At 55.2% G+C, this 15013-nt stretch carries 11 protein-coding genes; 8 read left to right on the top strand and 3 right to left on the bottom strand.

All coding sequences use genetic code 11. The features are described from left to right. Positions 1–96 precede the first annotated feature (96 nt). The 3 genes from QZR17_RS03380 (at position 97) to QZR17_RS03390 (ending at position 3343) form a co-directional block, all read left to right on the top strand. Complete coding sequence (locus QZR17_RS03380) at positions 97–1353, top strand: ROK family protein (protein WP_296164775.1); 1257 nt, start codon at positions 97–99, stop codon at positions 1351–1353. A gap of 385 nt (positions 1354–1738) precedes the next feature. After that, positions 1739–2944 (top strand): hypothetical protein, encoded by a 1206-nt coding sequence (locus tag QZR17_RS03385; protein ID WP_297127643.1) that lies wholly within the window; start codon positions 1739–1741, stop codon positions 2942–2944. 9 nt (positions 2945–2953) lie between these two features. Continuing rightward, positions 2954–3343 carry a hypothetical protein gene (locus QZR17_RS03390; RefSeq protein WP_297127645.1) on the top strand — a complete coding sequence of 130 codons (390 nt, stop codon included), beginning with the start codon at positions 2954–2956 and terminating at the stop codon, positions 3341–3343. 69 nt (positions 3344–3412) lie between these two features. Here the strand turns inward: QZR17_RS03390 and QZR17_RS03395 are convergent, their stop codons facing one another. The 3 genes from QZR17_RS03395 to QZR17_RS03405 form a co-directional block, all read right to left on the bottom strand. After that, positions 3413–4450, bottom strand: coding sequence for a hypothetical protein (locus QZR17_RS03395; protein ID WP_297127647.1), 1038 nt, complete (start codon positions 4448–4450; stop codon positions 3413–3415). 4 nt (positions 4451–4454) lie between these two features. Then, complete coding sequence (locus QZR17_RS03400; protein WP_297127649.1) at positions 4455–6749, bottom strand: TonB-dependent receptor plug domain-containing protein; 2295 nt, start codon at positions 6747–6749, stop codon at positions 4455–4457. Between the two features lie 63 nt (positions 6750–6812). Next, a complete protein-coding gene (locus tag QZR17_RS03405; protein ID WP_297127651.1) occupies positions 6813–7124 on the bottom strand; it encodes a hypothetical protein in 312 nt (103 codons plus the stop codon). Between the two features lie 543 nt (positions 7125–7667). Between QZR17_RS03405 and QZR17_RS03410 the strand changes: the two genes are divergently transcribed. The 5 genes from QZR17_RS03410 (at position 7668) to QZR17_RS03430 (ending at position 15003) form a co-directional block, all read left to right on the top strand. Further along, a complete protein-coding gene (locus QZR17_RS03410) occupies positions 7668–8474 on the top strand; it encodes a hypothetical protein (RefSeq protein WP_297127653.1) in 807 nt (268 codons plus the stop codon). 49 nt (positions 8475–8523) lie between these two features. Next, positions 8524–9222 carry a tRNA (guanosine(37)-N1)-methyltransferase TrmD gene (trmD, locus tag QZR17_RS03415; protein WP_297127655.1) on the top strand — a complete coding sequence of 233 codons (699 nt, stop codon included), beginning with the start codon at positions 8524–8526 and terminating at the stop codon, positions 9220–9222. 30 nt (positions 9223–9252) lie between these two features. Then, positions 9253–10782, top strand: a complete 1530-nt coding sequence (guaA, locus tag QZR17_RS03420; protein WP_297127657.1) for a glutamine-hydrolyzing GMP synthase — start codon at positions 9253–9255, stop codon at positions 10780–10782. A 599-nt stretch (positions 10783–11381) separates the two neighbouring features. Beyond that, a complete protein-coding gene (locus QZR17_RS03425; protein ID WP_297127659.1) occupies positions 11382–13790 on the top strand; it encodes an Hsp70 family protein in 2409 nt (802 codons plus the stop codon). A gap of 22 nt (positions 13791–13812) precedes the next feature. Further along, on the top strand, positions 13813–15003 hold the full coding sequence (locus tag QZR17_RS03430; RefSeq protein ID WP_297127661.1) for a 3'-5' exonuclease: 1191 nt from the start codon (positions 13813–13815) through the stop codon (positions 15001–15003). The last annotated feature ends 10 nt before the right edge of the window (positions 15004–15013 follow it).

The following is a 15013-nucleotide window of genomic DNA, read 5'->3' on the forward strand; positions in this document are numbered from 1 at the left end:
TTTACCCAAAGATAAAGAAATCCAGCGCCGAATGCCTATGGTCAGAAAGTTTTTTATTACTATCTTTGACCCGTCAAGGGAAATCTTAAAATTATCATGACGGCAGAAGAATTCAAGAATAGGTTTAACTCCTCAACGAAGAGCCTTCGCTACAAGCGGAGGATCATAGAGCACATCATCGACGAAGGACCGGACACCCTCCCCTCACTCTCCAAGAAGCTGGAGCTGAGCGTACCGACGACGAGCAAGTATGTCAATGAGATGATCGATGGAGGTCTCATGCGTAGCTACGGCAAGCTGGAGACCTCCGGCGGGCGGCATCCTTACCTCTTTGGGCTTGACCCCTCCAATGTCTACTTCCTCGGGGTGGACTTCACCCAGGGGAAGATGCATATGATGATGATGGACTTCTGCGGCGATCAGGTGCAGGAGGTGATGGACATTCCCTTTAAGTTTGAGAACACGCCCGAGTGTCTCGATGAGATCTGCCACAGGATCGATCACTACATCGATCACGAGTGTACGGTAAAGCGACAGAATGTCGTCTCCATCGGGCTCAATCTCTTTGGGCGCATCAATCCTGAGACCGGATGCAGCTATACCTACTTCAATTTCAGCGAGAGACCTCTCGGTGAACTCCTGACGGAGCACTTCTGCATCCCCGTCTGGGTCGACAACGACTCACGTGCCTGCGCTTACGGAGAGTATATGACCCATATCCGCGAGGAGGGACGAAACATACTCTTCATCAATGTCACCTGGGGTCTCGGTCTCGGTATCATCATCGATGGCAAGCCCTACGCCGGCAAATCCGGTTTCAGCGGTGAGCTGGGGCACATCCACGCCTTTGAGAACGAAGTGCTGTGCCACTGCGGGAAGAAGGGCTGTCTCGAGACCGAGGCGAGTGGTAGCGCAATGTACCGCAAGTTTCAGGAGCGTATCGCTCAGGGAGACACCTCCACGCTCACCGCACCAGATGGCCCCTTCGGCATCACCAATCCCGAGGACGTCACGCTCGACCAGCTGATCGATGCGACCCAGAGGGAGGACATCCTCTGCATCGACATCCTCGAGGAGATCGGTAATAACCTCGGTATGCACATCGCCGGGCTGATCAACCTCTACAATCCCGACTTCGTCATCATCGGTGGACAGCTTGCCAATACGGGAGACTACTTCATGCAGCCCCTCAAGACGGCGATCCGCAAGTACTCGCTCAATATGGTGAGCCAGGACACCAAGCTGCGACGCTCACTACTGATGCGCTACGCCGGTGTCGTGGGTGCCTGTATGCTGGCGCGCAAGAAGTCGGTCGAGCACCTCACGGACACGGAGGAGGAAGAGGAGGCTTAAGTCACCACGCCACCCGCTCAGGGTGGCACATACAGCGAGACCAATAATCTCCGCACGGAGGAGGGAGAGCCACCCAAGCGGGCTCTCCCTCCTCTCTTTTTATCCGATTCACACCTCCGCCGGAGAAGGGGAAAAATACTAATACCGATATTAGTGACGACTAATACCGGTATTAGTGTTTTCTTTTATCGGTATTAGTGCGAGCTTTACTCAACAGCCGATGAAGCCGGTTTTTCTCACTGAATTTTACGGCTATAGCATCTGAAAACCACTGCCTTACAAGACATGGTACAAAACTTATGATGCGGGAGAATCAAGTTGGTGCGGGGGTAGACTTTTAGATATTCTTAGAAAAGGGGTAATTTTACCCTCCAAGAATAAGACTATGAGCAAGCTGACGCAATACATCGAGCTGACACTGGGAGAGCAGAGCAAGTTTGCCCTCCCGGGGCTGGGGACGTTCCGGATCGATCGTCTGCCGGCGCGCCTCGATAGGGCCAAGGGACTGATCTATCCTCCGACGAAGCAGGTACGCTTCAATCCCGGCAACGCCGCCGATGACGGCATCCTTCGCCGTCTCTATCTGACCGGAGACGGCACTCCTGAGGAGCAGGCACAGATCGCCGGCGAGCGTCTGCGTGCCGACATAGAGGAGATGGTCAAGGTGCTTGAGACAGGTGCCCCTGTGACGATCGGTCACTTGGGGATGCTGATCCGCGATCCATGGCAGAGTGGCAAGATCACCTTCCGCAACGATGGGGGCGCCCAAGGATTTGACCTGCCTGCTGTTACGCTGATGCTGAGGGACGGAGTAGGCACTGAGGGGATGGAGCAGGAGATCCGATCCGCCTCGCGAGAGCCGGTGACCCAGGAGAGCTATCCGGCTGAGCCTGCCGAAGGACCCTCAATCGCAGAGGCTCCATTCACGGTCACTTCGCCCGATCCTGATACAGAGGCAAGCTATTCGTCTGAGCCAATCAAGGAGACCTCCATACCGGAGGCACAGACACTGATGCCCCCGACTGAGCCTAGTCCGGAGCCGGTCGCTGAGCCCCCTTTGATACCCACCCCATCCCATCCGACCAGCGAGACTACCCCGCAGCACGAGCGACCGAGAGAGAGCAAGAGCAAGGCGCTACAGATCATCATTGGTTGCCTCATAGGGCTGGTGGTCCTTGGCGGGATCATTTTCCTCATCACCCGAGGAGGCAAGCCCGCCCAACAGCCTCTGCCTACGCCTGCACCCACGACACAGGAAGCCCCTGTAGTCAAGCCACAAGAGCCTGTTGCCAAGACCGTTACGCCGCAGCAAGAGACCTATAAGGGACTCCCGATCTATCGGCAGGGGGTGATCACCCCTCGGCACTACATCATCATCGCCAGCCTGATGACTGACAAGGAGATGGAGACTTACCTCAAGTCACACAAGATCCTCGAGACCTTCCCCGATGCAGGCATCCTGATGATGCGCAACGGGCAACGGAGGATCTTCTCCCACGTACTCAAGGACTCTGACCGTGCACTGGAGCAGATGAGGGAGGTACGGAAGGAGAGGGAGTATAGCCAGTCCTGGATCTATCTTGATAAATAACTACTGCGTATGAATAGGCAAGTATTAGCGACGATCGCCGTGATACTGGGTCTCCTCGGAGCGCTCTATTACATCTACGAGATGGTGACGGGGCCTGCACCATGGCACGACCACGTGTATATGGTGGCACTCTTTGCACTGATCTCCGTATTCAGCTATCCCAACGCCTGCTATGGTTCCTTCAACGAGGTTCACTCCGTCTACCTGCTTGACCGGGCGTGGCGCGAAGCAGCAGCCGGCTACATCGTCATCGGGGTGCTATTAGTGGTGAGTCTCATCCTCCACTGCACCCAGTCACTCGACTACCTCCGTCAGGAGCTGGGCTCGCTCATCGTCCTCGCCGCCTTTGCCGGCAGCACCTACTACCGCTACCGCAAGCAGCGCAAGCGCCTTCGGTAGGTTGTTAAAAAAAAGAGAGCCCCCCGCAAGTCTCGTACTTGCGGGGGGCTCTCTTTGTATCCTCTAAGATCAGAGGAAGCGACCCTTACTCAGATCATCTTCCGGCGCCTTGGCAGAGAAGCGCAGAAGATCCTCCAGTGCCTCCTGCTCCGTGATGCCGGCAGCGTCACTCAGCTTCTTCACGAGGAGCTTCTCCTCAGGTCTTAGCTTGGAGAGGTCGTGAGTATCCGTCTCGATATACTCCCCGGTATTGGCAAAGACGATGAAGGGGATCCCCTTCAGATTAACATCCACCACATCTGTAGCTCGCTGCTTGCGCGTCATCCCGTAGAAGGGCGAAGGACGACCACCCTCACCGCTAAACTTGCTGGATCTCGCATGGAGGAGTGTCAGCTGTAGCTCGAAGCGGCTCTCTGTCACAGGAAACTCCATAAAGCCCTTCAGCCCGATCGGATTGGAGATCCCGGTGTACTTTGCCCCGTCGTTTAGTGTCTTATCCCAAGGGTCAGTGTCGAAGTAGTAGTAATACATATAGCGATAATCACCGTCGGCAAACTTCATATCAGGGTCACCAAACTTTGTGGGACGAATGTTGCGGGCGGTGAAGAAGAACTGGTGCCTCTTGTCCTCACCATTGGTGGCAAATTGCCCCGTAATCTCCTTCCCCTCCTTGTCGTACATCTTGATGATGAGACCACACTGGCGATCAGAGAGGCCGGCATCCCTACTGGCGTAGAAGGACTGGTCCGTCCAGTCTCTCTTCGCCGGATCAATGATCGTAGAGAGGTCAGGAGACTTTACGCCCTCCTTACCACCATAGACGATGAAGCGGGCAACACCCTTCGGAGATATCTTCCACCCCTCACCGGGGACCTCCTCGAGGATCATCACCTGCTCGCTTGGAGTATACTTCACTCCCTCTCTATGTCCGGTAGCGTGCACCTTATTGCCGTGGAAGTGGCAGTCAAAGAGGATCAGCTCGATCTTCTTCGGGTCATCGTGGTTCTTATTCTGTACCTCGTCGACCGGAGTACTGGGCTTGCAGGCTGCGAGACCAAGGGTCAGGAGTAGCAGGGCTATGAGCGTAGTGTAGATAGTTTTCTTCATGATATTAAAAGTGATAGGTCACGGCCAGTCGCACGTCCCTACCGAGATCGTGCGCATAGTACCGTGAGAGATTGGTGTATTCCTTGTATTCCGTATTCAGCAGGTTGGAGACGGAGAGCGCGATGCTGAGCGACTGCTCTCCGGTAAGCGGAATCATCGTTCCCGCCTCAAGGCCGAGGAGATGGTAGGCCGGCGGAGCGTACGGGATCAGATCCTGCTCGGGATCGAAGCGCCGTTGCTTGGCCACATACTTATGCGACAGCCCGATCGTGGTCTCCCTCCAGAGGGGGAGCTTCACATCAAGCGTCTGAGTTAGGCGAAATGGAGGGATGAAGGGGAGATACCGCCCGGTGGAGCGCTCGTTACCGAGGACGATACCCCCCAGTACCCGATACGAGATCCGGTCGGTGACCGACCAGCGGACCTCCGCATCCACCCCGCGGAGAAAGGCGGAGGTACTGCGGTAGCGGAAGAGGGGATAGGAACCGCTGAGGACAGAGAAGAAGTCTCCCGTCGGAGCCTTGTAGATATACCCGCCGATCCACTGCAGATACCCCTCGACCGATGCTCTAAGGGTGCTTGAGGAGTAGTCGATAGCGGCAATCCACTTTAGTGCCCTCTCGCTGCCCATAGTATCGTCCCCCTTGAGATACAGTCCACCGGCAGCGTCCAGTCCCTCGCTCCAGAGCTCCGCCACGTGGGGCGCCCGCCAAGCGCTGCCGAGCTGCGTCGTCAGAGCGAGGGAGGGGAGGAGGTGATAGTGTGCCGCCGCCATGGCAGTGAGATTGAGATACCGCCGCTCGCCCCCGTAAGGTCGCGAGTAGAGGTCGATGCCCTCGGCATTGAGGTACAGGGCGTCGATGCGACTGCCCGCCTCGAGAGCCAGCCGCTCGGTCTGGTACTTCTGCACCCCATAGAGCCCGCCGGAGAGACGGACGTAATTGGGTATCAGAGGGACCACTCCCGTACCGGGCTGACTATAGTTGTTGCTGTAGGTGACCCCGCTCCCCACCTCGCTCGACCAAGGACCATAGCTTTTTGACCAGGTGAGGTCGCCCTGGGCATTGTCAAGCGTCAGGCTGACGCTCGGGATGGAGGAGCGGTCCATACGGCGGAAGTGGTACTCCCGCTGACGGTCACGCTGGTAGGCGAGACATAGGGCAAGGGTCCCCAAGCGGTCACTGCGATACTCGCCCCGGAGGCGGAGGTTGTGATGGATAGATCGGTGGCGGGGAAAGGCTATGGAGCGTGAGAAAGGGGACGTCTCCACCGGTCGCCCAAGCTTGATCCGCTCCCGCAGGAGATCCTCGCTGCCAAGCTGCGCACCGAAGTAGATCCCCTCATTGTGGTCGCTCAGGTTGTAGAAGAGCTCCACCAGCCCCCTCTCCCCTCTCCACCCGAGGCTGAGGTCGAGGTCTCCCGACCGAGCGCCGGTATTATTAAGGAGGTACTTGGCGGTTGAGCGGTCCCCGGCGGTGGCATAGGCGGCCTGGATGCGGTAGGCGACAGAGGACAAGGGGCTGCCGGCAAGGGCGAAGTCGGCACCGAGGCTACGACCATTGGATCCATACTCTGTGCCTATGCGCCCGGAAGTCTGCTCACCATAGGGCAGCAGCGGGCTGTCGATGATGATCACCCCACCGAGGGCATCGCTGCCGTAGCGAACCGACTCCGCCCCCTTGAGGACGGTGATCATGCCAGCATGCCCTGCGTGGAGCCGGGTGCCGAAGTCGACATTCCACTGCTGCGCCTCCTGACGCACGCCGTTTCGGATGATCAGGATCCTATTCCCCGAGAGACCGTGGATCACCGGCACCCCCTCGCCACTGCCGGTACTGATGCTGCTCACCCCCTTGACCATCGTCAGCGCATCGGTCAGGTCTTGTCGGATCGTCCGGTGGAGGTCGTCGGAGGTGATCACATCCCCCACCATCGTCCGCGCCTTGGGTGTCCGCTGTGCCACCACCTCAACAGCGTCCAGCACTTCGCGAGCGGGACGCATATAAATAGTGGTATCCCTCAGACTCTCCACCGGGATTGAGAAGGGCTCATAGCCGACGAAGCTGCCGACGAGCCGATCCCCTCCTTGCCCGGCAACCGTTGGGACAAGCGCAAGACCGGCGCCATCAGTGAGACAGGTGTGACGACCCAGCCGGAGGATCACGCCCGGCAGGGGCTGTTTGTCCTCAGCATCGAGGACCGTGACCCGCCACGACTGAGCCGCCGCCGACAGGGTCAGTAGCGTGAGCAGTGTCCCCAAGAGGGTACACCTCACGCCGTCATATGGTATGTGTGTCATTTGATTTCTCTCTATAGTACAACAGAGCCGACCGCTCAGGAGAGCGACCGACGACAGGCGTTACTATAGAGAGAAGGGAGGGGCACGAAGGGACGGAAGGTCAAGCGAGACAGAGTGTAGCACCGGAGTCGGAGCCACGGAGAGCTCTACACCGGGCATCCGAGGTCCAGTGACCTCAGGAGTCCCCTCACCCTCGTCAAAAGTCTCGGAGAGGAAGTGGAGGAAGAGACAGCCGGTGGCACTCGTCGCCGAGGTGTCGCAGAGACCGCTGACGTGATCAACCGACGAGAGGTGGACCGGAAGCGTCACCGCTACCGAGCCAAAGACAGCCAGCATCACGCCGGCCAGCACCCTTATAAGCTGCTCCCTCTTCATATCTTTGGCAAAGGTACGAAAAAAGGTAAGTAGAGTGCGACAATATCACATGGGTTGACAGGCAGAGACGCATTTGAGTAGCACAGAAGTCCACCAACTCATTATGAAGGGTGGGGAACGAAGCACCCCTTGCGGGTGCCCGTTTCCTAGCCACGAGGTCGAGGGGCGTGGCCCCGAAGACCCGTGGACCGGGCATCGCAAGTGATCGCGACCCCGCCAGGGTGTCGCACCGGTTGCCTGACTCCCTGGTAAGTGCGACACCCTGGCGGGGTCGTATATCTTTCCCGAGCTCTTCTTTCCCGAAGTCTTCGGGGCTACGCCCCTCGACATTCGGGCTAAAGACCGGTGATCCCTCCGGGGCTTCGCCCCTGCGGGATCGGCAGGCGTGTGCATTAGGAGAGGAATCTTCAACTGCAGATCTCTTCTGCATAGCGGTAAAAATCAAATGCGTCAGTCCTGAGCCCAAAAGTCGCATCGCGCTCAATGTCCGAAGAAATGAGTAACTTTAGGTCGCAATCACAGAAGGGTTTACAAAAGATTGTCATGAAAAAAGTAACATCATCACTCCTACTCCTTATGCTTCCGCTGCTTGTCGGGCTTTCCGGGTGTCTCCCCAAGCTCGACGAGACGGAGGAGGTCATCACGTGGGATCACTTTGCGACCGGCTTCATCGAGAAACCGACCTTTACAGCGGGGCAGGACTACGGCACAGGACTCCTCTATATCCTAAGCGCCAAGGAGGTGACGGGACAAAAAGTGAGGACCTTCAAGGACTGTGTCACGATCCTTGACGAGTCGCAGCGTCCTCGCGTTGCTAAGTATGCTGAGTCTTTCGGAGACAAGCTGGACAAGCCCTTTACCTACAAGGGACTGGTCCGTAACGGAGGAGCACCCGTACCGCTTCACTTCTACTATGCCACGCCGGTCTCCTCGATCGTCATCACCAGCGACATCGCCTGGAGCAAGAGCCTGCCGGCAGGGAGCGACTTGGCGAGCGAATTTGCCTACTTCACCGGCTGCTCCGACCTCTTTGCGAAGGAGCACAAGAAGTACTCCCCCAAGGAGCCACCCTCAGACTTTCCGATCCAGAACGCCGCTTACAACGAGATCCTCCAGCGAAACTTTGCCAATCAGAGTAGCGTCACCGAGATGCTCTACGGCAAGCTGAGCGACCTTAACCTGACAGGTCTGGACTACGTCGGCATCTCTACGGTCTTTATGATCCTGGGGACGGACAATGCCGAGTACCGCAAGCCCCAGACGCTGACCGTGAAGATGACCTTCCGCGACGGACAGACCGCCACCTCGGAATTGAAGCTCAATCAGTACGGCCGTGGCCCGTGGATGTGAGGACCGGTAGCAGCGGAGCTATGTGCCGGGGACTTGGTATCTTTGCGCTATGAGAGTCGATATACTGACCGTACTGCCGGAGATGATCGAGCCCTTCATCGGCATGTCGATGCTTAAGAGGGCTCAGGAAAAGGGTCTCGCTGAGATCTTTGTCCATAACCTCCGTGACTATACCTCCAATAAGTGGCGCCGCGTGGATGACTATCCCTTCGGCGGTGCCGCCGGTATGGTGATGCAGATAGAGCCGGTGGAGCGCGCCATTGAGACGCTTCGGGCTGAGCGGACCTACGATGAGGTGATCTTCACCTCACCAGATGGGGATCTGCTCGACCAGCCGACTGCCAATAGCCTCTCCCTCAAGGAGAATATCATCATCCTCTGCGGGCACTACAAGGGCATCGACCAGCGCATCCGCGACCACCTGATCACCCGCGAGATCAGCATCGGTGACTACGTCCTCACCGGAGGAGAGCTCCCCGCTGCCGTGATCGCTGACTCGATCATCCGCCTGATCCCGGGGGTGCTGGGCGACGAGGAGAGCGCACTCTCCGACTCCTTCCAGGACAACCTCCTCGCCCCGCCCATCTATACCCGTCCCGCCGACTGGCATGGGTGGAGGGTACCCGATGTACTTCTCTCCGGCAATGAGCGTCTCATACGCGAGTGGGAGTACGACCGGGCGGTAGAGCGGACGAAGCGGCTTCGCCCACAGCTCCTCGAAGGGGAAGGGTCCTCTCACAAGAATTAGTGCAATCACACACACTATACAGATCCCTAAATGCTTGACAAAATCCTAATCTTAGACTTTGGCTCCCAGACGACTCAGCTCATCGCTCGCCGTGTGAGAGACCTCGGTGTCTACTGTGAGGTGGTGCCATACCGATCGATACCGGAGGACTTCTCCGGTATCAAGGGTGTCATCCTCAGCGGTAGCCCCTACTCCATCCACGATCCCCGATCCTTCCGGATCGACGTGCAGGCGCTGTTCGACCGGGGGCTCCCGATCTTGGCGATCTGCTACGGGGCCCAGCTGATCACCGGCGAACTGGGTGGCACTGTCGAGCAGACAGGGCTGCACGAGTATGGCCGCACCCATCTCTCCATAGGCAGCGAGGGGGCAAAGGATCCGCTCCTCCGGGGACTCTCCGAGGGGACGACTGTCTGGATGTCCCACAGTGACTCGATCACCGTTCTGCCGGAGGGATTTGAGGTGCTGGCGACGACGGAGAATATCCCGATCGCCGTCTTCCGCAGCAAGACAGCTCCGGTCTGGGGCGTGCAGTTTCACCCCGAGGCGCACCACTCCGAGCAGGGGAGCCGCCTGCTGGATAACTTCATCGACATATGCGGGCTGGAGCACGACTGGACGCCTGCCTCCTTCATCGACACCACGGTGGCTGAGCTGAGGGAGCAGCTGGGAGAGGACAAGGTGATCCTCGCCCTCAGTGGCGGGGTCGACTCGAGCGTCTGCGCCACCCTACTCCACCGCGCTATCGGTGACCGGCTCTACTGCATCTTCGTCAACCACGGACTCCTCCGCAAGGGAGAGTTTGACGAAGTGATGTCCCTCTACAAGGGGCTGGGGCTGAATGTAAAGGGGATCGACGCCGTCGACTACTTCTACTCCCAGCTCGAGGGCGTCTCTGACCCGGAGCAGAAGCGGAAGATCATCGGCAAGGGCTTCATTGACGTCTTTGCCGCTGAGGCTCATAAGCTAAGGGAGGTGAAGTGGCTCGCCCAGGGGACGATCTACCCCGACGTGATCGAGTCGCTCTCCATTACCGGCACGACGATCAAGAGCCACCACAATGTGGGCGGTCTGCCTGAGGATCTGAAGTTTAGCCTCGTGGAGCCGCTCCGCAAGCTCTTCAAGGACGAGGTGCGCAAGGTGGGCGAGGAGCTCGGTATGCCGCACGACATGGTCTATCGTCAGCCCTTCCCCGGTCCCGGTCTCGCCATCCGCATCCTCGGTGATATCACGCCTGAGAAGGTTCGGATCCTGCAGGAGGCGGACCACATCTTCATCAGCCGACTCCGCGAGGCCGGTCTCTACGACGAGGTATGGCAGGCGGGAGCGATCCTCCTACCGGTTCACTCCGTCGGCGTGATGGGTGACGAGCGTACCTACGACCAGGTGATCGCACTCCGTGCTGTCACCTCCGTCGATGCGATGAGTGCCGACTGGGCGCACCTGCCCTACGACTTCCTCGCACGTGTGTCGAGTGAGATCATCAATACGGTGGACGGCGTCAATCGCTGCGTCTACGACATCTCCTCCAAGCCGCCATCCACGATCGAGTGGGAGTAATCACCCCGAGAGCATAAAGAGAAAGGACGCACGACCAAATGGCTGTGCGTCCTTTTTTCACTTCTCCCCGAGGAGCTTCACCAGCTTGTGCGGAATCGAGGTGCTACAAGACAAGGTTGTTATATCTAAAAAAGTGCTACATTTGTGGTGAACCTATGAGGATCTCACTATAATAGTTGGCATCCGGAGGGATTCCTACCTCAGGTACACACTACATATGGAGGCGTTTACTTGACGCTTTAGTTTGACGGTCCAGAAACTTCGCAACTTTCAAATCCTGTCGAAACAAAGCAACGGTAGATGTCCTGCAGATAGTTTATTGCGCACGGACTATGCAAAAGCATATCTCCAAGTGTGCCGTACACTATCAGCGTAGGCTTCTGCGTTGCTCGTTCAGACAGGATTGGGCAATGCGAAGGCCTTAGATCGTGGGACGAGTGACAGTACAGACTCCCACGCTTTTTTATGTGGTCATTATTATAATAACATCGCCTCGGCTTGAGGGTCTGCCGGGATTTTTCAGGACAAAACATCCTATTGATAGAATAGTACACCTCTATCAGGATGGTGCTTGCCAAAGCATACTAAGAGTCTAAGATATGAACGAAATCACCACCAAGTCACTTCTTCCGTCCACGATCACAAATGAGCTTGAGAGCGGGACAGCATACGTGGGTATTGACTTTGGCACCTCCACGTCAGTCGTATCGGTCGCCCAATATAACCCTAAGAGCAATGCCATTGAGACTCGCTCTATTAGGATTCCCCAGATGTTGTCTGATGGGCACACCATAAATAAGTCTGAGATCATTCCTACAGTGATTGCGTATCTGGAGGAAGCGGGAAAAATTCTGATCGGAAATGGTGCATTTGACCTAAAAAACAAGAAAAAGCTCGGGCGAGACATTTGGTATTCCTTTAAGCTCGGTCTCGGTGAGGACATTGGCGCCAAGTATACAGACAGCCTTCTCAGAGACAAGCCTCCATTCAACATCAAGACAGCAAAAGATGCCACTAAAGTCTTCTTTGCATACCTTAAGGGGAAGATCAGCAAGGAGCTCGGAGCCAGACAGATCAAGTACTCCATCAGCATACCGGCATCATTTGAGGCCAATCAACGTAAGGACCTATTAGATGCTCTGGCGGCAAACGACATGATGGTATCATCGCAGGCGCTAATTGATGAACCCAATGCAGCATTCATCAGCTATGCTGTAGAGAGAGCTACGATGGGCAATCCTATCATCATCTCGCCGGACTACGACTCCAAGGTCTTGGTATTTGACTTCGGTGGTGGCACCTGCGATATTTCCATCCTGGAAATCGGTCAGGATCTCAGTGGTTTCCGAGCAAAGAATATCGCCATATCTAAGTACACGGAGCTAGGTGGCGATGACATCGATCGATACATCACCTACCACTACCTGATGCCCCGCTTCTTGGAGAAGAATGGCAAAAAGCCATCAGACTATCGCACAATAGAGAAAAAGCAAATCGCAACGGCTCTCCTGAAAGTCTCAGAGAGGCTAAAAATCATCATCAACGAAGAACTAGCAGCTCATACGATAAATGGTAAGATCCCAGCCTCAAAGGATAGTGAGGATGAGCGAGCGTCCATTAATGCTGACATAGTTGTCAGCACCACAAAGGGGACACTGAATGGCAACGAGTTTTGGCTCTCCTACAAAGAGCTCACGGACACCATGTCAGTCTTTACCGGCAGCAGGGGGGGGATGATCACAAGCCACAAAGGCGAGCAAGACTATGCCAGCATATTCTTGCCCGTCAAGAGTGCAATAAAAAAGTCCGGTGTGGAGAAGGAAGAGATAGACTACGTGCTCTTCATCGGAGGCAGCTCCAAGAGTCCGTATATCCAAGAAGCCATACATCATTACTTTGATGACTCAGAGATGCTGCTGCCCAGTGATCTTCGTACACATGTCTCCAAGGGTGCCGCCATACACAGCCTCCTCTACAATGGCTTTGGGAGAAATTTGATCAGACCGATTACCAGCGAGCCTATCATCATAATCACTAAGGACAGCTCCCCAAAGGTCATTGTCCCCGCCAATACCGAGATCCCCTGCAATACCATTAGCATTGATGATCTCGTGTCCGACCGGGATGGTCAATCAACGATCGAGCTACCCATCTGCGTTGGAAACGCCGACAAGATGCTATTCAACCTGAAGATCGAGAGCAAGGACCCAATGGGATTCAGGAAAAACACCCCGGTACACCTATCAGCCAGAATAAATGCGGACAAAATGCTTCACATATCTGCCACCTGCGAAGGCGATATATGTGTGGTAGAGCCAGTGAGTCCATTCGCCAACAAAGAGCTCTCCTCAGAAGACAGAGCAGCCCTGAAGGCAGAGAGAAAAGCAAATAATGAGACGTACAATCGGGGTGGGACACCATCCCTAAAGACCTTGGAGGAGCTGAGGGAGGCATACGAAAGAGCAGGGAAGCTCCTCAAGGCTGCGGAGACCTACGAGCTTCAGGGGGAGCTGTACCCATCCTCGATGAATTGGAACAACTTAGGAGTCTTGTATATTAACGCAGGAATGTATGACAAAGCGATAGACACCTATAAAGTCGCACTTGAGAAGCATCCAAACGATGGAACCATACTCTTCAACATGGCACTCAGTCTTAGACAGAGTGGGAATCCAGAGGAGTACAAGAAGTACATGCAAGAGGCTATCACACGCCAACCGAATGACCCCTGTATCCTCTACGAATACTCCAAAATAGATCGAAGCGAGGGAGCTGCGGGGGAGGCAGAGCAAAAGCTCAATAAAGCACTTGAGATCCTGATGGATACGTGGAGTAGAAACGAACTCAAGGAGTGGGAATACTCGTGGTTTAAATCAGTAGCTCGGCAACTTGGGAAGCCTGACATTGTAAAAAAGTTAGAGCAGGAAGAGAAGAGCAACTTGCAAGGGTATCTGTACAACGAAGAGAATCTCTCTATCACATCAGACACCCTACCAAGCACACGATAAATACAAATAACACAACATAACTATGGCTTGGATAATCCCCGAAAATAAGCTTGATCCGCAGCAGAGAGAGTTTCTGGAGGATAACATCAGGCAGGACCGGAACGTATGGATCAAAGGGTTTGCCGGGTCCGGCAAGTCCGTCCTCCTTGCATACAGCATCAAGCAGATAATCTCCAAGGAGCCGACTGCTCGGATCGCTGTTGTAGTCTACACTCAATCCCTTGTCCAAATGTTTCGTGAGGCACTGGCTGAGAAGGGGATCGAAGATGTAGAAGTTTATACATGCTACGGCTTTCTTGATGAAGTCAACAATGGCAATCAATGGGACTACGTTCTCTGTGACGAGGTGCAGGATATGACTTCCCGTATGCTCAGCGCTATGATCAATTCGGGGGGCCGTGTTATTATCGCGGGTGATGAGAATCAGTCCATCTACACGACAGATGCTAAGTACAATGAGTCCACGCTAAGCCCCACAGAGACTCAGAGGATCCTTAACGGTGAGTCCTTCTCTCTAAACATCATCCACCGGCTCTCCAACTCCATAATAGAGGCAGTTAAGCTCCTGACGATCCCCGGTATGGATATTTTCTCGGCCAAGATTGACATGACGAAGAGTGATACCCAGATTCGACTCTGCAAGGCCGCGTCAGAGAACGAAGAGATCGACTATGTATTTGAGCAAGCCTCTCAAGCAGCCAACGAGAGATACACCGCAGCAGTACTCTTTCCCACCAAGGAGCTTGCAATACGCTTTGCCGACAGGGTCCTTACCTCAAGAGGTCATCTTCCTTGGGATCAAAGTAGGGACAGATACAATGGGTATGATTTTGGAGATCTAAACTCTCACCTGAGAGAAAATGGCATCAACATGCAATATATAGGTAATGGATATGGTCATTTGTCCACTTACGATACCTGTATTTCCCTCATGACGTACCATAGTGCCAAAGGACTAGACTTTGAGTATGTATTCATACCCTTTGCCGATGAAAAAAACATGGCACCGATTTTAGAGCGTCCGGGGACCACTGTAGAGAGTGCCATGACTCTCTTCATGGTTGCGATGACTCGAGCCAAAGAGAATCTCACCTTCACCTATACCGGAAAGCTCTCAAGATTTGTCAGACCCTTTCAGGACAAGTGCTCTCAGATAGACCTATCTGACAGGAGCTCCTCCTCCACTACAAGCGAAAACGTTTGGGGATTCTAATCCGAAACAA

This window comes from uncultured Porphyromonas sp., assembly GCF_900541275.1.
Classification (GTDB): Bacteria; Bacteroidota; Bacteroidia; order Bacteroidales; family Porphyromonadaceae; genus Porphyromonas_A.

What these genes read in the sequence shown, in the direction of transcription:
- QZR17_RS03380 (WP_296164775.1), top strand. Translation starts at nt 97, where the DNA reads ATGACGGCAGAAGAATTCAAGAATAGGTTTAACTCCTCAACGAAGAGC.
- QZR17_RS03385 (WP_297127643.1), top strand. Translation starts at nt 1,739, where the DNA reads ATGAGCAAGCTGACGCAATACATCGAGCTGACACTGGGAGAGCAGAGC.
- QZR17_RS03390 (WP_297127645.1), top strand. Translation starts at nt 2,954, where the DNA reads ATGAATAGGCAAGTATTAGCGACGATCGCCGTGATACTGGGTCTCCTC.
- QZR17_RS03395 (WP_297127647.1), bottom strand. Translation starts at nt 4,450, where the DNA reads ATGAAGAAAACTATCTACACTACGCTCATAGCCCTGCTACTCCTGACC.
- QZR17_RS03400 (WP_297127649.1), bottom strand. Translation starts at nt 6,749, where the DNA reads ATGACACACATACCATATGACGGCGTGAGGTGTACCCTCTTGGGGACA.
- QZR17_RS03405 (WP_297127651.1), bottom strand. Translation starts at nt 7,124, where the DNA reads ATGAAGAGGGAGCAGCTTATAAGGGTGCTGGCCGGCGTGATGCTGGCT.
- QZR17_RS03410 (WP_297127653.1), top strand. Translation starts at nt 7,668, where the DNA reads ATGAAAAAAGTAACATCATCACTCCTACTCCTTATGCTTCCGCTGCTT.
- trmD (WP_297127655.1), top strand. Translation starts at nt 8,524, where the DNA reads ATGAGAGTCGATATACTGACCGTACTGCCGGAGATGATCGAGCCCTTC.
- guaA (WP_297127657.1), top strand. Translation starts at nt 9,253, where the DNA reads ATGCTTGACAAAATCCTAATCTTAGACTTTGGCTCCCAGACGACTCAG.
- QZR17_RS03425 (WP_297127659.1), top strand. Translation starts at nt 11,382, where the DNA reads ATGAACGAAATCACCACCAAGTCACTTCTTCCGTCCACGATCACAAAT.
- QZR17_RS03430 (WP_297127661.1), top strand. Translation starts at nt 13,813, where the DNA reads ATGGCTTGGATAATCCCCGAAAATAAGCTTGATCCGCAGCAGAGAGAG.